This window comes from Rufibacter sp. JT3400010, assembly GCF_054956755.1.
Window position 1 is genome coordinate 106,452 of record NZ_JBUDXA010000009.1, and the last position, 16,711, is coordinate 123,162.

15 protein-coding genes and 1 tRNA gene are annotated in these 16,711 nt (G+C 46.8%); 11 read left to right on the forward strand and 5 right to left on the reverse strand.

Annotated features, from left to right (window positions below; genetic code table 11):
- Positions 1–861: 861 nt before the first annotated feature.
- On the forward strand, positions 862–2,631 hold the full coding sequence (locus ACY0JR_RS11005; RefSeq protein ID WP_462634138.1) for an APC family permease: 1,770 nt from the start codon (positions 862–864) through the stop codon (positions 2,629–2,631).
- 138 nt (positions 2,632–2,769) lie between these two features.
- The gene (locus ACY0JR_RS11010) at positions 2,770–2,967 is read left to right on the forward strand and encodes a hypothetical protein (protein WP_462634139.1); all 198 of its coding nucleotides are present in this window, start codon (positions 2,770–2,772) and stop codon (positions 2,965–2,967) included.
- 243 nt (positions 2,968–3,210) lie between these two features.
- Here the strand turns inward: ACY0JR_RS11010 and ACY0JR_RS11015 are convergent, their stop codons facing one another.
- Complete coding sequence (locus tag ACY0JR_RS11015; protein ID WP_462634140.1) at positions 3,211–4,146, reverse strand: DUF808 domain-containing protein; 936 nt, start codon at positions 4,144–4,146, stop codon at positions 3,211–3,213.
- A 263-nt stretch (positions 4,147–4,409) separates the two neighbouring features.
- Here ACY0JR_RS11015 and ACY0JR_RS11020 point away from each other — a divergent pair, with 263 nt between their 5' ends.
- The 8 genes from ACY0JR_RS11020 (at position 4,410) to ACY0JR_RS11055 (ending at position 12,920) form a co-directional block, all read left to right on the forward strand.
- The gene (locus ACY0JR_RS11020; RefSeq protein ID WP_462634141.1) at positions 4,410–6,377 is read left to right on the forward strand and encodes a sialate O-acetylesterase; all 1,968 of its coding nucleotides are present in this window, start codon (positions 4,410–4,412) and stop codon (positions 6,375–6,377) included.
- A gap of 295 nt (positions 6,378–6,672) precedes the next feature.
- The gene (locus tag ACY0JR_RS11025) at positions 6,673–7,221 is read left to right on the forward strand and encodes a hypothetical protein (protein WP_462634142.1); all 549 of its coding nucleotides are present in this window, start codon (positions 6,673–6,675) and stop codon (positions 7,219–7,221) included.
- 12 nt (positions 7,222–7,233) lie between these two features.
- Positions 7,234–9,120 carry a DNA/RNA non-specific endonuclease gene (locus ACY0JR_RS11030; protein ID WP_462634143.1) on the forward strand — a complete coding sequence of 629 codons (1,887 nt, stop codon included), beginning with the start codon at positions 7,234–7,236 and terminating at the stop codon, positions 9,118–9,120.
- A 96-nt stretch (positions 9,121–9,216) separates the two neighbouring features.
- Positions 9,217–10,296 carry a M4 family metallopeptidase gene (locus tag ACY0JR_RS11035; protein WP_462634144.1) on the forward strand — a complete coding sequence of 360 codons (1,080 nt, stop codon included), beginning with the start codon at positions 9,217–9,219 and terminating at the stop codon, positions 10,294–10,296.
- 53 nt (positions 10,297–10,349) lie between these two features.
- Positions 10,350–10,670, forward strand: coding sequence for a protealysin inhibitor emfourin (locus tag ACY0JR_RS11040; protein ID WP_462634145.1), 321 nt, complete (start codon positions 10,350–10,352; stop codon positions 10,668–10,670).
- A gap of 384 nt (positions 10,671–11,054) precedes the next feature.
- Positions 11,055–11,348, forward strand: a complete 294-nt coding sequence (locus ACY0JR_RS11045; protein ID WP_462634146.1) for a hypothetical protein — start codon at positions 11,055–11,057, stop codon at positions 11,346–11,348.
- Between the two features lie 12 nt (positions 11,349–11,360).
- Positions 11,361–12,377, forward strand: coding sequence for a hypothetical protein (locus ACY0JR_RS11050; RefSeq protein ID WP_462634147.1), 1,017 nt, complete (start codon positions 11,361–11,363; stop codon positions 12,375–12,377).
- A gap of 108 nt (positions 12,378–12,485) precedes the next feature.
- Positions 12,486–12,920 (forward strand): cupin domain-containing protein, encoded by a 435-nt coding sequence (locus ACY0JR_RS11055; protein ID WP_462634148.1) that lies wholly within the window; start codon positions 12,486–12,488, stop codon positions 12,918–12,920.
- Between the two features lie 236 nt (positions 12,921–13,156).
- Here ACY0JR_RS11055 and ACY0JR_RS11060 read toward each other — a convergent pair whose 3' ends face one another.
- Complete coding sequence (locus tag ACY0JR_RS11060) at positions 13,157–13,354, reverse strand: hypothetical protein (RefSeq protein ID WP_462634149.1); 198 nt, start codon at positions 13,352–13,354, stop codon at positions 13,157–13,159.
- A 191-nt stretch (positions 13,355–13,545) separates the two neighbouring features.
- On the opposite strand from ACY0JR_RS11060, the gene ACY0JR_RS11065 reads away from it, so the two are divergent.
- The gene (locus ACY0JR_RS11065; protein WP_462634150.1) at positions 13,546–13,845 is read left to right on the forward strand and encodes a hypothetical protein; all 300 of its coding nucleotides are present in this window, start codon (positions 13,546–13,548) and stop codon (positions 13,843–13,845) included.
- Between the two features lie 208 nt (positions 13,846–14,053).
- On the opposite strand, the gene ACY0JR_RS11070 is transcribed toward ACY0JR_RS11065, so the two are convergent.
- The 3 genes from ACY0JR_RS11070 to ACY0JR_RS11080 form a co-directional block, all read right to left on the reverse strand.
- A tRNA-Glu gene (locus ACY0JR_RS11070) sits at positions 14,054–14,125 on the reverse strand.
- 319 nt (positions 14,126–14,444) lie between these two features.
- Positions 14,445–15,758 carry a hypothetical protein gene (locus ACY0JR_RS11075; RefSeq protein ID WP_462634151.1) on the reverse strand — a complete coding sequence of 438 codons (1,314 nt, stop codon included), beginning with the start codon at positions 15,756–15,758 and terminating at the stop codon, positions 14,445–14,447.
- A 402-nt stretch (positions 15,759–16,160) separates the two neighbouring features.
- A complete protein-coding gene (locus tag ACY0JR_RS11080) occupies positions 16,161–16,706 on the reverse strand; it encodes an RNA 2'-phosphotransferase (protein ID WP_462634152.1) in 546 nt (181 codons plus the stop codon).
- Positions 16,707–16,711 lie beyond the last annotated feature (5 nt).

Below are 16,711 nucleotides of genomic sequence, written 5' to 3' on the forward strand. Positions count from 1 at the left end.
CCTTAAAGTCCCTTTTGCTTTAACCGCTATAACAGGAGCATACTCTATAAATTCATCACCAAGCTTCTTTTGTCTTTCTAGTTGAAAGTCCTAATCACTCAAAAAACCTTGCTACTCTTCGCCAACACAGTTCCTGCTTACAATCTAGCAACACTTGGCACCTACATTCTAAAGCAGTCAACCTCCTAGTTGAAATAAACTTATAATATATTTACCATAATTGCAACCGATTGCAGAATAAAACTTATAATTTTAATTTTTAATCAGAATTAAAGCGTTTATTCCTTGATAATAATATTGCAACCGATGCCAATGTTTTTAACTCTGAAGTAGAAAAGACATGTGCAGGGTTACACTTGATGCTACTATTAGCTGCCAGGAGGCCTGGGTGAAAATGGCTAACTCTTATATATGGAGTTCTGGGAAAATCAGAAAAGAACTTACTATACTAAGTGTGGCTACTACTAACATCTGGGGTAGAGCACAGGAAGTAAGCTGCCTGGTGGCTTTTAGGTTACTCTCAGGAAAGTACTAGCAAACAAGAGGGTATTAGTTCTTGGGTATTCTTGTACCCTATTTTCATAGAGAAGATGAATGATTCTGGCCCGCTTTCTTGAAAGTAGCCTCTAAACGTACTTGCAGGTGTGTCTTGTGCCAACACCTGAGTAGTACAAAAACCAGCAGCAGAAACGCTGTCTTGGCTCGTCTTTTACTTTACGGCAGTAGGCTTTCTAAACCCCTTTGATACCTGTGAAAGGGTGGGCCATCACCGTATTCATTTTATTTTTTGAAAGGTAGAAAAACAGGTAATAGCTTTTTTACAAAACATCGTATACTGCATGAAATTTCCAGACAAGACTAATGGAGAAAGACCTGAACAACGCTGTTTCACCCACACACGCGCCAAAATTGAAAGAACTGTCGGCGACTGCTATTTGCGGGAACGACATTACGTCTTCGTGCCTCTACGTATCGGCGCTAGCCATTATTTATGCCGGTCAGTACGCCTGGGTGGCGCTTCTGATGGTGGGTGGGGTGCTGTACCTGTTCCGGAGTATCTATGGCGAGGTAGTGGGTGCCTTGCCGCTGAACGGGGGGGCGTACAATGCGTTGCTCAACACAACCAGCAAAACCACGGCCTCTATGGCGGCTTGCCTTACGTTGCTGTCCTACATGGCCACGGCAGTTATCTCGGCTAGCGAGGCCATGCATTACGTGCATCATCTGTGGGAAGGATTACCTATCATTTACGCCACTATCGGGCTTCTGGCTCTTTTCATGGGTTTGACCATTATGGGAATTGGAGAATCTTCTATTGTGGCGGTCATCATTTTTATCACGCACATTACCACGCTCACCCTTTTGATTGTGGTTGGAGCCGTTTTCCTCTTTAATAATGGACTTGATACCCTTGTGGCCAATTACCAGCAACCCTTGCAGGGAAGCATCTGGAAAGCCCTGTTTTTCGGCTTTGCCGCCGCCATGCTAGGGATTTCCGGTTTTGAGAGTTCAGCCAACTTTGTGGAAGAACAGGCACCGGGCGTTTTCCCTAAGACCTTACGCAACATGTGGATGGCGGTCACCTTCTTTAACCCGCTCACCGCCTTTTTGGCTATTGCTATTATTCCTTTGGCCCAAGTAGCCGAACACCAGACGGCTTTGCTGGCCTTTATGGGCGAAGTAACCGGCGGAAAGTGGCTGGCCATTCTGGTCTCTGTGAATGCCGCCATGGTGTTGAGCGGCGCGGTGCTGACGTCGTATGTGGGCGTGACCGGATTGGTACACCGCATGACGCTAGACCGTTGTTTGCCCCAGTTCCTGCTAATCACCAACAAAAAAGGCTCGGCCTTTCTGATCATGATCAGTTTCTTTCTGCTGTGCGTTTCCATCCTGTTAATCACGAAGGGCGACATAGCAGCTTTGGCGGGCGTGTACACCATCTCTTTTCTTAGCGTAATGGCCTTGTTTGGGGTAGGAAACGTGCTGCTGAAGATGCGTCGGAACCGGTTGCCCCGTCCGGTGCGTGCCTCTGGTCTGGTGCTGTTTGTCGCCATTTCGGCCATTTTAGCAGCTCTGGTGGGGAATGCTATTTTAAATCCTGCCTACGTATTGGTTTTCCTGAAGTACTTTATTCCCACTGTATCGGTGGTGTTTATCATGTTGTTCAGGATCAGAATACTACGCCTTTTAACTTACCTGTTGCAGCAAATTGAGGAGCCTCTGGAGAAGATTCTGCCCATAACCTCCTATACCATGATGCGCCTGATCAATACCATTAAGTCGCAGGAGTTTGTCTTCTTCACCCGCGGAGACAACATCGCGAACATAAACCAGGTCATGCGCTACATTGTGGAGAATGAGCATACCAGCCGTATTAAGATTGTGAATGTTTTGCGAGAAGGGGAGGAGCCCCCTAAAAAGCTGATGCACGAGGTGGAAGTTCTGGACCGCGCCTACCCAGAGTTGGTAGTCGATTTCGTGATTATCAGAAATCGGCAATTTGGCCCAGATCTTATTCAGGAGCTTTCGTCTAAGTGGAAAATCCCTAAAAACTTCATGTTCATCGGTTCGCCGGGAGACCGCTTCCCTTATGGTTTGCAGGAACTGGGCGGGGTACGGCTGGTCATCTAACGCGCTTCTTCGGCCTTGCCGGTGGTGGTCTGGTATACTTTACAATTACGTTAGAATATCGCAGATTCATGTAAAAAGTAAGAATATACCACTAATTGGCCGAATCTTTGCTTTATACCTACCGAACTTAAAATGGGTATGAGTAAAGCAGGTCAGACTACCGGTAATTCGTCTTCTGGAGAGGTGCCTAATGCCTCTGAAAACCGTAGCAGCCAATACATGGTGGTAAGGCACGGGGTTAAACTAGAGCAGCGCTTTGCCAGTTTTTACGAGGCGTATATGTATGGATTGAATAGATTCTGTTCGCAGAATTTTTTAGTACAGAAGCTGGATTAATGCCTTTATCTGAATTTAGAATATCACATTCAAATAACCAGAAAGCAAGGGAATAATCCAGCTTCTGTAATTTCTTTTTGAAATGCATAGAAAAGGAAGACGTTAAACTGAACTGATTAGGAGTTGTGGTTGAGAACACCAATAACGGCGAGAATTTCCATCTATAGACAAAAAGCCTGCGGCCGAAAAGAAACACTTTCGGCCGCAGGCTTTTTGATTGTACCTAAAATTCCAGGTAGTGGATTAGCTTGTTACTCCCGAATTTTTCTGTCTGATTCGGCGGACTAAGCTTACGATCTTTTCAATAATAAACCCTAGAATCAAGCCACCAATGCCGCAGGCTACCGCTTTGGCAAACCAGGCTAGGGCAGGTATGTCGGCTAGGGCATGTTCCAGGTCATGGAGGGCGTGGCTCGTGAACGGAATACCGTGGGCTATGATTTCGGCCCCAACCCACAGCATGGCGGCGGTGCCTACGTAACCCAGTGTTTTCAGAAAATGGGGCATAAACGTAATAATACCTTTACCTATTTTCCGGACTTGCGGATGGTTCTTTTCCTTGGCAATGTGCAAGCCAAAATCATCGGCTTTCACAATTAAGCCCACAAACCCGTACACGGCAACCGTGATAAATACCGCCACGGCCAGCATTACCAGTATTTGGGTGGTCAAGGGTTTGTCTGCCACCGTTGAATACGTGATGGCCACAATTTCGGAAGAAAGGATCAAATCTGTCCGGACGGCTCCGGTCACTCTTTCCTTTTCCAGTTCTTCGGGCGTAATAACCTTCACGTCTTCTCCTTGGGTGTCATGGTCCTCATGCTTGCTGAACATAGAATGGACTTTTTCATAGCCCTCAAAGCAGAGAAAAGCCCCTCCCATCATCAGAATGGGGGTAATAGCCCAGGGCGCGAAGAAACCCAGCAACAGAGCCGCCGGACTCAAGAGGAATATCTTGTTGATCAGTGATTTTTTGGCAATCTGATAAATGATGGAGAGTTCGCGCGAGGGGTCTAACCCCACCACATATTTAGGGGTAACGGCGGTATCATCTATCACAATACCAGATACTTTACCTGTAGTTTTTGCCACCTGCGTGGGAACATCATCTAAACTTGCGGCGCTTACTTTCACTAAGGCCGCAATGTCATCTAATAAAGCAAGAAGTCCTGAAGGCATGGGTTAGTTTTTTCCAAAGGTAAGAAGTAGACGTATTTCCCCGCAGCTTTTTTGCTGGATGTTTCTAGGTAACATCGGTTTTAACGGTTTTGACTCATACGGAAGAGGAATCTCATATTTATAAAATGACAAAAGATTTCAAAGTTAAAGAGCAGCGTGTTTGAAGCGTGTTTTGGTAAAACCAGCCTAGAAATAGACGGCATCTTTTCAGGAAGACATTTTAATTGTAGATTGCTAATCTGATTATTCACCTCAATCAAAGTATGCGTAGAATAAATATGTGCCGCAGGAAAGTTGTGTATGCTGCCCTGGCTCTTTTATGCCTGTTTCAGGCAGAGGCCTTTAGCCAGGTAAGACTGCCCAAATTGGTAAGCGACGGAATGGTGTTGCAGCGCGATGCCAAAACCAACATCTGGGGCTGGGCCGCACCCGGCGAGAAAGTGACGGTTAGTTTCAGAGGGAAGAACTACAAGGCTACCACCAACGCCACCGGAAAATGGGAAATAGCCTTGTCTCCTATGAAGGCGGGCGGTCCTTATACCATGGACATCAAGGGCAGTAACCAGATCACAGTAAAAGACATTTTATTGGGTGATGTGTATTTGTGCTCTGGTCAGTCTAACATGGTGCACCAGATGTCGCTGCATAATATTACGTATGCCAACGATATCATAACGGCTAATTACCCACAGATCCGGCATTTCTGGATTCCTACCAGCGCCAACATGGAGGGTCCCGCACAGGATTTACCTCAGGGTGCTTCCTGGAAATCAGCGAACCCGCAGGATGTGAACAATTTCTCGGCTGTGGCCTATTTCTTCGCCCGTAAGCTTTACGACCACTACAAAATTCCTATTGGGTTGATCAACGCCAGCGTAGGTGGCACGCCCATTGAAGCCTGGACCAGCGCAGAAGGCCTGAAGGAGTTCCCGGCTATTATGGCCACCATCAACAAGAACCGGGACACCAGCTACGTGAATCCTATCCAACGCCGGGCCGCGGCTGTTGCGGCGGCCAACCGGCAAAAGCCCGAGTTAGATAAAGGTCTTACCGGATCGGTAAAATGGTTTGACCCTGCGTACGAACCAAAAGGCTGGCGCAACATCAACATACCGGGTTATTGGGAAGACCAGGGCATCAAAGACCTGAACGGGGCCGTTTGGTACCGCCGCGAAATTGAGGTTCCGGCTTCTATGGATGGGGTACCGGCCAAGGTATTCCTGGGCCGCATTGTGGACGCTGATTTCCTGTATATTAACGGAAAACAGGTCGGAAACACAGGGTACCAATACCCGCAGAGAAGGTACAGTCTGCCAGCAGGCACCCTGAAAGCCGGTAAGAATCTCTTTGTGATACGAGTGCTGAACAACGGCGGCAAAGGCGGTTTCGTGCCAGACAAACCCTATTACATAGAAGCCGAAAATGGCCAGACGCTGGACCTGAAAGGCACGTGGCAATACAAAGTAGGCGAGGTGTACCGTCCCGCCGCTAGTGCATTTGAAGGTGGAATAAGCGCCCAGAATCAACCCACTGCACTGTATAACGCCATGGTAGCGCCCGCCATTGACTATACCCTCAAAGGAATACTCTGGTACCAGGGCGAAACCAATGCCGGTAACCCTACTGAGTACAAAAAGCTGTTACCCGCTTTAATATCTGACTGGCGGAACAAATGGCAGCAAGGCAACATCCCGTTCCTGTTTGTGCAGCTTCCTAATTTCATGGAAAGAACGTACCTGCCTGCAGAAAGTAACTGGGCCATGATGCGCGAAGCCGCTTTGCAAACGCTATCGGTGCCCAATACGGCTATGGCGGTCACCATTGAATTAGGCGAGTGGAATGACATTCACCCAGATAACAAGAAAGACGTAGGCGAACGCTTAGCCTTGGCTGCCCAGAAATTAATCTATGGCGATAAAAAGATAGTTTCATCAGGCCCGCTGTACCAATCCTCAAAAATTGAGGGGAATAAAATAGTGCTGAGCTTCACCAATGTGGGCAGTGGACTGATTGCTGTTGACGGGGAAGAACTTAGCCAGTTCGCCATTGCCGGATCCGATAAAAAGTTTGTCTGGGCCAAGGCCCGAATTGAAGGCGACAAAGTAGTGGTATGGAGCGACGAGGTACCAGCCCCGAAATACGTGCGCTACGCCTGGGCAGACAACCCCGATGGTGCCAACCTATACAACAAAGAAAAGCTACCCGCTTCCCCCTTCCGGACGGATCAATAAAGCACTAAGTGTACAGAGCATGTAGATATACCGCCTTGGGGAATGCCTTAACAGGAATTCCCCAAGGCGTTTTTTTTATGGGTTTTAATAAATGCTTTTAAAGGCATGTCCAATGCTTGGGTGTAGAATTGTTTTAATAGCTGTTCCGGGTGTTTTCTTTTAAATGGCTCCTGGCGTAACAGTAGTTGTAAGAATGAGACGAATAAAGGAAAGTGTCGCATAAATCAATGTTTTTCATTAATATAACTGCGCATTGAAAGATGATAGTAATGTCTCTTACTTAAGAAGCCACCCTATGTCTAGCCTTTCTAAATGGTTTTTAGCCATACCTGTTCTTATTATAGTTCTGGGCTTTTATATCTTATTATCTGGTGAGGCTGTACTTGGGAAGCTAAACCCCAGAGAAGCAACGTCCGCCAACCGTCAGGCTGCTCAAGAGAGCAAGGGCAGTGCTCAAGTGAATACTGCTCAGAAGACTGTTTCAATAGCAGATCTTAAAACAAATAGAGAGTCTGCATACCCGTATTTTCTCCTGGGTACAGGTCTTTTGGTAGTTCTGCTGATTCTGCCTAAGCTAGGAGAACTGTCCTTTTCGCCTACCAATGGTATCACCATAAAGGTGCTGAATGAATTGAAAGACGCCGTTGACGAAGCCAAAACTACCACCCAGGCGGTGGCCTTCAAGACAAACCAAGCCTCTATGAGGAGTGCCCCGGAAGCTCTGACTGATTCTGGCCCCGATTTTACAAACGAGCTAAAAAAGCTGGAGGAAAACGCCGTCAAGTTAACGGCCTATTCAAATCTACTGGAGAAGCTCTCTGAAAGTAAAGGGAAAACGAAATAGACACCTTGACCCATGGAACAAAGCAAGCGTGAAAAATTGAAGCATATTGTACGCAGCCTGGCCGAGCCGTACTTACAACTCCCCAACATCAACTCCGTGGGAATTGGCCTGAAGGAAATTGACGGTGTTTCCACCGAAGTGATTCAGTTTACGGTTGATTCCACTTATTCCTCAGAGCCAGAAGCCCTGTCGTTCGTACCTGCTGGCCAAAGCCTTGGGGCTGTCATACCAGACCATTTTGAGTTTGACGGCCTGGTGGTTCCTACCGATGTGGTGAGTAGAAAGTTCAAGCCAGAGTATATCATTGTCCCCGAACCGGAGAAAGATTATAGGAAACAGCGGCAGCAAGTTATAAGCCCTGGCTTAAGCGTAAGCCACCCCACAGTAAGCGCGGGCACCATTGGCTGTATTGTGTATGACCAAAAATCTGGACAACCCTACATCTTAAGCAACTGGCACGTCTTGCAAGGTCCCAGCGGAAACATAGGTGACGCCATCCTGCAGCCAGGCATGGCCGATGACAACAACATGACGGGTAACATCATTGGCAAATTAGTGCGGAGCCATTTAGGAGTAGCCGGAGACTGTGCCATTGCCACCATTGAAAACAGGCAATTTGATTCCACTGTGTACGGGCTGGATACTGTGCCCTCCATTGTTGCCAAAGCCGAACTGAATGATAAAGTGGCTAAATCAGGGCGGACAACGGCCATTACGTACGGCATTGTTAGAAGGGTAGAGGTGACGGCTAAAATTTTCTATGGCGACGGTGTAGGTTACCAGAGCATTGGCGGTTTTGAAATAGGGCCAGATCCAGATAAGCCAGCGGTTGACCTGGAAGTATCAAAGGGCGGAGACTCCGGTAGTCTCTGGCTGGCGTTTAATGCAGAGACGGGTAAGTACGAAATACCCTTAGGCCTTCATTTTGCCGGCGAAACCGTTTCTGATCCAGATGAACACGCTCTGGCTAGTAACATCCATTCGGTGCTGGAAAAGCTGGAAGTAAGTTTTCAGCCGCCCCAGATGTTGGAGGCTGCTTCTGTTCAAGCCATCAGAAAAGGATACCAGGAAGGTTTCTTGAGTAGTTTTGTGGTAAAACATCCCACCTTGCAAGGCGAAGCAGCCAAAACAGAATTACCCATCCCCAGTGCAGAAAATAATCTGCTCCATTATGTGCATTTTTCCCTGAAGATGAACCAGGAGCGGCGAACGGCTATCTATGTGGCCAGCAACATAGACGGCATGCACATTGTGAAAATCAGTAATGATGACAACGAGTGGAAGTTGGATGACCGCATAGAGGCCAGATACCAGACCGGCAATGAGTATTACAGAAACAATGCCTGGGACCGGGGCCATCTGGCCCATAGAGAATCTTTGATCTGGGGACTTTCTGTGGAAGAAGCCAGACAGGCCAACAGCGATTCCTTTCATTTTACCAATGCCGCCCTGCAGCACGAAAACTTCAACCAGGACGAATGGGTAGCGCTGGAGAACTGGGTGCTTGATTTCGCCAAAAATGACAATTACAAGCTATGTGTGTTTGTAGGCCCGGTTTTCCGAAAAGATGACATACGGCTTTCTGATATTAAGATTCCGGCTGCTTTCTGGAAAGTGGTGGTGTTAGAGAAGCAGGATGGTACTATCACGGCAGTTACTTTTCTGATGAACCAAATGGAAGAACAAATCCTGAAAGATAAGAATGGCCGTACGTACATCAAGTTTCAGCTTTATCAGATCTCGTTGCAAACGCTGGAAGAGTTAACCGGTGTTGTTTTTGAGGAACTGAAAGAGGTACAACCTCAGGAGATTACCCAGCAGGAGTTTGCTGCTATGGCAGAAGGGGCAGAACCCCAGCAATGGCCTATTGTCCTGGGTCCTATTGATATTAAACTATAAACCTGTAACTATTTCGTCTGAGTTTGTCTGCTTACAACTAAATAATTTAGACAGAGTATTTTAGAACATACGTGTAAATACTAAACCAAACAGAAGATGTGCCAGCAAGCCCCCCATCGCCATTCCATATTCTGTATTCTGCCCCCTTACCTTTTACGGGCCATTGCCGAGAACGGAAACAAAGAGCAGCGATCCCGCGCGTTGCGTATTATAAGCGGAGATATGACCTTCCGCAACTTGCGGTCAGGCGGTCGTGCAAGCGCAGAGTTTTTCAGGAAAAGGTCCTTAGCCTTTATGGTGGCCGGTGAAAAACAACGGACTATTTTTACTGCCAACAACAGCCAGACGCTGCCCGGAGTGATTGTCAGGTCAGAAGGAGGTCCACCCACAGATGATGTGGCGGTAAACGAAGCCTATGATGGCCTAGGGGCTACTTATGATTTCTTCTGGAATGTCTTCAAGCGCAACTCTATTGATGATGAAGGAATGCCGCTGTACGGCACTGTGCACTTCGGCGAAGACTACACCAACGCTTTTTGGGACGGCCAGAGAATGGTGTTCGGCGACGGAGACGGAGAGTTTTTCAACCGGTTTACGTTGGCGCTGGATGTCATTGCCCATGAACTGGCCCACGGCGTAACGGAAGACGAGAGCCAGTTACTATACTCAAGTCAGCCAGGGGCTTTAAATGAATCCCTTTCCGATGTTTTTGGCTCATTAGTGAAACAATACACCCTCAACCAAACCGTTGACCAAGCCGACTGGCTGATAGGGGCGGGGCTGTTTACCGATCAAGTACAGGGCGGAGGTGGGAACGTAGCGGCCATCCGTTCCATGAAAGACCCCGGAAGCGCGTATGATGATCCGGTGCTGGGCAAAGACCCACAACCGAAGCACATGAATGAATTCGTGAACACTTTTGAAGACAACGGCGGGGTACATATTAACTCCGGTATTCCCAATCACGCTTTCTACCTGGCAGCCATGAGCATTGGAGGGTATGCCTGGGAAAAAGCAGGACGTGTCTGGTATGCCACCTTGCTTGATCCGGGACTCAGGCCAAACGCCAACTTCCAGCAGTTCGCCGCCTTGACCATTGAACATGCCAAACGGTTTGACGTGGAAGCGCAGGTGCGGGATGCCTGGAACCAGGTAGGTATTTCAATGCCTGTTTAAGAAGCTTTCTCGGTTTTATACTCTCTTTGTGATTTTAGATTTTAGCCTCTTTTATGAAAATTCAATTCAAAACAGAAGGCGGGCTCGGGTATTTTCCAGGGTTAAACAAACCGCTGGAATTAAATAGCAATGAACTACCAGAGGAAGAAGAGAACCATTTGATGGGCTTAATCAAAGAAACCAGCTTCTTTGATTTGCCAAACCAACCTTCGGAGGTTACCCGGGGGGCAGATATGAAACAGTACCACATCAAGGTAGAAGAAGAGGGCCGTGAGCACTGGATTCAGGTGAGCGATACTTCTATTAACCCCCGGTTGCAGGAACTGGTGACTTACCTAAACAATAAACGCAAGGAGCAACAGTCAAGAAAATAAGCATTCATAAACTGAGGAATAGATGATCATTGTTTATGGGTTGTTTTTCCAAAAAAAGGCTTGAAAACGCTAAAAAGAGCAGGTGCATAAACAGACGTATTAGCTTATAAACACACATACTTTCAACCTGAAAGGATCTTGTGAGCAAGCAAGAATTGCCATTAAGAACTGCTACTGCCGTTCGCCACCAAGATCCTTCCAGGATGACAAAGAAGAAATACTTAAAAGCATCTTCAGGTAAGTGACAGTTTAAGCCTAAGCGTCAGCGGAAATGCTCGGTTGTTTTAGGTCTGTTTTTTAGAAATACGACTTAGAAAGGAAGAAACCTCTTTTCCCAAATTCAAAACATATTAGACATATCAAACACGTTTACTCAATCAACTAATGGCAAAGAATCATAGAATTAGTGTTGAACTAAGCACAGAGGCTACGCTGCAGCTTTTTATGTTAGAAGGTTATGCGGTAGCCCTCACCCGAACCCTTGATAATGTCTACCGCATCACCATCAGTGATTTCCCCATTGAAGGCGAGTTAGACTATTATGTGCATTGTACGGGCTGGAACAAAACCCCCTGGAACCTCAAGATCTTGGTAGATGACAAAGATGTAACCCCAGAGCCTATCAAAGGAGAAATCAAGAAAGGGTATTCTGTCCTTAGAGGTGCCATCACCCTTTAATCTGTGAGCAGTATGAAAAAGAGAAGCGGTACAGTGGCTTTCATGGCAGCCATCTTGTTAACAGTTCTGAACCTGTCAGCCCATGCCCAAACGTTTAAACCCATTTTTGAAGATAAAGAGGGGAGAACCGCCATTATTGCTCCCATTGGGTACTTCGGGGTGAATACAGGGAACCGAAGCATTCAATTTCAATACTTCTTTTCTAAATCAGCCTCACCAGCCGAGGAGGGAAGCCAATTGCTGAAGCGGAACCGGTGTTACTGGGGCTTTAACGTGGCAGGCTCCGCATCGGGAGACTTGTCAACGTTATTCTCCAATGGTGATTTTACTCCCGGTACTTCGGCTAATCTGTTTTTAGGTCATAGATCACTGTTCTTTCCTACCATTGATAAAAACGGAACTCCGGTGTTACATGGAGATAATCAGATTTCCATAGAAGATTGGCTGACATTTAGATTAGGCGGACAGGCCGCCAGATATACTTTATATGATCCCGCAAGGCCTTTTAATCAGCAGATTTACAGTGAGAGGTTTCGGGGGTATCTGGCGCAGGTGGCCTACACGGTACTCATCGGCGGAGCCACTTCCATTGGGGCTTCTTGGGATATTTCAAGGGAAAACAACATTGACAATTTGGCCTCCGTCAGCTTCAGGCAACAGACAGTCAGCACAGATCCCACGGGGCAAACTACCCGCATCATTGAGCAAGAGTTTAAGGCTTATTCCGGAGCTTATGCAACGGAGGTTGTGAATACCTTCAGCCTGGATGCCGTGCAGTATATTACCCCAGCCTCAAATGTGAACTATGCCCTTCACCTGTATGGCCGGCGAGTTCAGTCAGATGATCCCGTTTACCAAACAGGCCTTGGTTTTTACCTGTTTCCCAAGGGGAAAGTGGCCGGTGGTGTTTTTGTCCAGACCAGTGATCTAACCAATGCTGTGTCTGAAACACCGGAATTTTCCAAAAGAATAGACCTGGGGCTTACCGTAAAGTTCATTCTGCCTGGGTTGGGTATACCTAGTCCATGATCATGAGTGAAAGTTATCAATTCAGTTGAAACTGTAGTGCGCCAGCTTTCAGCAAAGCTCTCTATTGTAGCTTCTTCCTATTTTTGAGTTTGTAAAGTATCATTAAGTATGAAAACCAGGCTTTTGCTGTCATTTTCCGTGGCATTGCTCTTTTCCACAGATAGAGACTTGTTTGCACAGGCTAAAACACCTGATAAGAGCGGTTATGTGCTGGAGCAAGATGCGCAAGTGAGTAAAACGCAACCTGGTCCGCACAGCGGCGGCGGGGAGACCACCGCATACAGTTTCTTTGAGGGAGTCTCCGATTTTACTACTGCTTTCAGGAAAAGAACCCTAAAACCCGGTTCATCTATTGGGTATCATTTACAGAAAGAAGATGAGGTGTACTATATTCTTAGTGGCACTGGCCAAATGAAAATGAATGGCAAAACCTTCCCAGTAAAACCCGGTGATGCCATTCTAACCCGTCCTGGCAGTTCGCACGGCTTGGCCCCAGACAAAAACACCGAGCTAACCCTGCTCATCGTCTATGAGAAAAAGTAAAAGAAGGTGTCAGCTTTTCTGGGGACTTTTCATTCCTTTTCTGAACCAGGAAAGATTTTGGGTGAACCGGTAGCCTCAGGGACGGGCACCCATCGGCTCCTAAGATTATAAATGGGTTTTCAGTCAGCATTCCGCATAGATCAGATCCGCTTTGGTAGATTCTGATTGAAAGGGTAGTGTACTGATCTGTATTCCGGATGGAGGAGATTACAGGAACATCATCTGGCGATGAACTTCTACCAGCCCTCTTTCTGCACCAGAAAATTCTCAGAACCGAATCTGTTTAAGGCGTACATGTAAGTTTCATAAAAGGAATTGAATCCTTTGAAAACGATTTCTCCCCTTACCACAAAATAGCTTCCTTGTTCTGCCAACCGGTTCTGCGTTTCCGGTTGATGAGAGCTTTGGATGGTGGTAGGCGGTGCGGCAGTCATGGGCTTTGCAGGTATTCTGATTACGAATATAACTCCAAGCTGCTTTCACTGTTTAGTTTTCCCCTGGAATACCGTACAAGTACGATAAATATACGTATATACCTTCTAGCAAGTAAAATACAGTGAACAGGGCTTCTGAAGCTAATGCTTGATTTCTGTCACTCATCTTAGAAACAAAGGGAATACTGAGGATGGAAGAGAACGGGAATTTGTTTCTGATACTGGATTTACTGCGTTCGGAGTTGCAGCCTTTGGAGACCAATGGGGAACAGGCAGAAAAATTAAAAACTATTCTGGAAGACATTGGAAACGCGGTGCGCGGGCTAACTCACCAAGCCGAAGAAGTGTATGTTTTATCGCTACTTAGCTCTACCTTAAACGGCATCGAAAGCGCCAAAAAGATGATGCAGGAGGGCCACTACGCTGATTCTGCCCTTGCCGCGAAAATGTCCCTCACCAACCTGCTGGCAAACCGTGATTTGTTTTTGTGAGAGATGAAACGCTTTTTCAGCAAACCACCTGGAAAAAACTGGCGTGCAGTAGGTGGTAGAAACCTTTGCTTGTACAAGGTGCATTTTACTTTACTTAGCTTACAAGTATAAATGCTTGATCATGGTTAAGACACCTAGAATATTTGAAATCTGATGATTTGAAGGCCAATAAAAAAAGCCCCTCAGCATGAACTGAGAGGCTTTCTTGTAGTCCGTAGGGGAATCGAACCCCTGTTACCAGAATGAAAATCTGGTGTCCTAACCCCTAGACGAACGGACCATCTTTCGGTTTTGATGGTGCAAATATAGCGGTGTGATTTTGATCTGCCAAACATCAGGTGAAAAAAAGTTCATGTTTTCGAGATTATGAGATTGTATGGCTTCTAAAGTATTGACAGTGAAAAGGTAATCAGTAAAAATATTTTTGCCGTTCAATTATATTTCAACGCAGTTTTAAGCAAAACAGGACTAAAGCGTAAAAGACCCATTCCTTTGTAAGTAGTTCCAGAGAGAGGTTTTGGGGCCGTTTTTAGGAAAAGAGCATCAAAACCTCTCTCTGGAATTTCAGAATCGTCTTGAGCGGGAAGTAATGCTTTTTATTAAAGACCCATGTTGCCGCCGTGTTTTTCCAGGGTATACAAGTGGTGGGCTAACTCAAAAGAAGTGGGGTTTTCCAGGCCACTTGCTTTGCGGGCATTCTTTTCAGATTCTCCTTCCCATAACAGATTCTGATAAACCTGGTAGCTGTCTTTAAGGCTTTGAAAGATGCTGACGAGCGACTCCTTGGAGCTTTTCAGTTGCTCAAGGTCAAAGGCCGATCTTTCCACAATCTCCTCTACCAGGTAAAACTCATCCTGCATGATCTGGTGGGCTCCTTCTTCGTCTAAGACCAGGGGTTTGTAGACTTTGAAATAATGCGCATCGGCTAGAAAGGTGCTGCCGGTACTATCCTTCAGGTTAAGGACAATGGGGGAATCCAGGGGCTGTTCTTTTTGGTGCCGGGCAAACAGAGACAAAATCTGCAGACCTTGTTCGGGGTACTGGGCGAACAGACGGGAAAGGTCGCCTAAGTCAAATCCTAGTGACACCACTTTGAAGGTAGACCCAGAGTGTGTTTTGCCCGTCACAGTGACGGCGGTATCCTCGGCGTAGACGATCTCTTCCATCTCAAAAGGATCTGATAGCAAAATGGATTGCGGGGAGTAGGTGGCAGGGTCAATGCCCGAAGACGTGGAAACTTGGGGCGGTAGCGCGACCAACTGCTCCAGAAGCTGGGCATCTTTGTTTTCCTGCTGAAAAAGGCTGGAGACAAAAATACTGTGTTCGGTGCTGTCGCCTATGGCATTTAACTGGAGAAGATACGTGTCCAGGAACTGAAGCTGGTGCTTCAGTTTTTTATAGATCTTGGTTTTACGGAAGGTTTTTCTGTGGTAGTAAAGCAGGGTGGCCACTTCGCCGTAGCAGTCCAGTTCCTTTACTTTTTCCATTTCCTGCAAAATGGCTTCGGGAGTGGCTCTATCCTTGAGCAGCATCTCCTCAAACAGGAAGATGGGGTAGTCATGGGTGGGCTGGCCAATCTCGGGAAGGACGTTGAAGGCACTCAGCTTCTCACGTTTGGCTTCCAGCAAAACCTCCAGATTTGTTTTAACCGGCGCCATGAGATGCTCAGTGGCAGCCTGCTGCAACTGTTCCTGGGTTTTCTGCAACGCTTGCTCAGATAAAGGTACCGCTTCGGTTAATTGCCACAGAATCTGAAGGTGCGTGTGGGACGGCGGCAGCCCGTACGCCGACATGATATCCTCTTCCAGTTCCACCACCGATTCAAACAATTCCGTGTTTTCTTCGGGACCGCCTTTCTCCTTCAACTCCTGGTAAAAGTGATAATACGTTTTGAGTTTTTCCGTCACCTGCATATCCAGTATAGTTTTTCTATGGTTAGAAAAGGCTTTAGTACAAGAATCTCCTGCCAACAGGCAAGACCTGAAACAAACGGGCTAATTTACCACCCGTGCTACAATGGCTTATAGATGTTTTGCAGCTATGGATGCTTTTACGCAAAGGTTGGGGTCAGGACTTGTACTTTTAGGATAATCTCTAGCGGAATAGGGAAGTACAAACGCGAAAGGTAGTAAAGCTGTGATTACCTCTTCTTTAAACACGGTAACCTGAAATCCCGCTTCTTATCCTGTATTCAAGTAGCAGGGTAGCCAGAGAAAGTTGGTGGAGTAAGAACGTTCATGACGCTTTACGCTACAGTCGAGCTTTCTCAGAACTGTTTAGGAGGTAACTTCTAAAAACAAGCATCAAAACAGTGGTTAAGGAGAGGGGTAGGCTTCCAGATACGTAGGAGCCACAAAGTCCGTCAGCCAAACTTTGTTCTCAGATTGATAGAATATTCTACCTTCTCGCTGCATCTGACCGCTTTTCACTTGGAAGAGGAAGGGTTTTCCGTGTCGGGAACCCACTTTGACAGCCGTCTCCGGCTCTGCCGAAAGATGCACGTACTGGCGCGATTGTTTCTGAAGTCCCGATTTTAAAATATCGGCTACATTCCGCTCTGCAGTGCCGTGATACAGGAACTCCGGCGGTGAAACAGGCACTAATTTTAAATCAATGGATAGGGAGTGGCCTTGGCTGGCTCTTATTTTGGTGTGGTTTTCATTGAAGGCAAAGCGTTGCTTGTCATTGGAGGAAACTACTTCTTGCAATCTTTCCAGGGAAACAGGTTTGCCCCCGGCGTTTAGTTTCTGCAACAACTGCTCTACACTTGTCCAGCCTTCCGCATCCAGTTCAATGCCCAAAACCTCCGGCTTATGCCGAAGCACCAAGCTTAGCAACTTGCTGATGTCTCTGTTATTCATAGGCT

What these genes read in the sequence shown, in the direction of transcription:
- ACY0JR_RS11005 (WP_462634138.1), top strand. Translation starts at nt 862, where the DNA reads ATGGAGAAAGACCTGAACAACGCTGTTTCACCCACACACGCGCCAAAA.
- ACY0JR_RS11010 (WP_462634139.1), top strand. Translation starts at nt 2,770, where the DNA reads ATGAGTAAAGCAGGTCAGACTACCGGTAATTCGTCTTCTGGAGAGGTG.
- ACY0JR_RS11015 (WP_462634140.1), bottom strand. Translation starts at nt 4,146, where the DNA reads ATGCCTTCAGGACTTCTTGCTTTATTAGATGACATTGCGGCCTTAGTG.
- ACY0JR_RS11020 (WP_462634141.1), top strand. Translation starts at nt 4,410, where the DNA reads ATGCGTAGAATAAATATGTGCCGCAGGAAAGTTGTGTATGCTGCCCTG.
- ACY0JR_RS11025 (WP_462634142.1), top strand. Translation starts at nt 6,673, where the DNA reads ATGTCTAGCCTTTCTAAATGGTTTTTAGCCATACCTGTTCTTATTATA.
- ACY0JR_RS11030 (WP_462634143.1), top strand. Translation starts at nt 7,234, where the DNA reads ATGGAACAAAGCAAGCGTGAAAAATTGAAGCATATTGTACGCAGCCTG.
- ACY0JR_RS11035 (WP_462634144.1), top strand. Translation starts at nt 9,217, where the DNA reads ATGTGCCAGCAAGCCCCCCATCGCCATTCCATATTCTGTATTCTGCCC.
- ACY0JR_RS11040 (WP_462634145.1), top strand. Translation starts at nt 10,350, where the DNA reads ATGAAAATTCAATTCAAAACAGAAGGCGGGCTCGGGTATTTTCCAGGG.
- ACY0JR_RS11045 (WP_462634146.1), top strand. Translation starts at nt 11,055, where the DNA reads ATGGCAAAGAATCATAGAATTAGTGTTGAACTAAGCACAGAGGCTACG.
- ACY0JR_RS11050 (WP_462634147.1), top strand. Translation starts at nt 11,361, where the DNA reads ATGAAAAAGAGAAGCGGTACAGTGGCTTTCATGGCAGCCATCTTGTTA.
- ACY0JR_RS11055 (WP_462634148.1), top strand. Translation starts at nt 12,486, where the DNA reads ATGAAAACCAGGCTTTTGCTGTCATTTTCCGTGGCATTGCTCTTTTCC.
- ACY0JR_RS11060 (WP_462634149.1), bottom strand. Translation starts at nt 13,354, where the DNA reads ATGACTGCCGCACCGCCTACCACCATCCAAAGCTCTCATCAACCGGAA.
- ACY0JR_RS11065 (WP_462634150.1), top strand. Translation starts at nt 13,546, where the DNA reads ATGGAAGAGAACGGGAATTTGTTTCTGATACTGGATTTACTGCGTTCG.
- ACY0JR_RS11075 (WP_462634151.1), bottom strand. Translation starts at nt 15,758, where the DNA reads ATGCAGGTGACGGAAAAACTCAAAACGTATTATCACTTTTACCAGGAG.
- ACY0JR_RS11080 (WP_462634152.1), bottom strand. Translation starts at nt 16,706, where the DNA reads ATGAATAACAGAGACATCAGCAAGTTGCTAAGCTTGGTGCTTCGGCAT.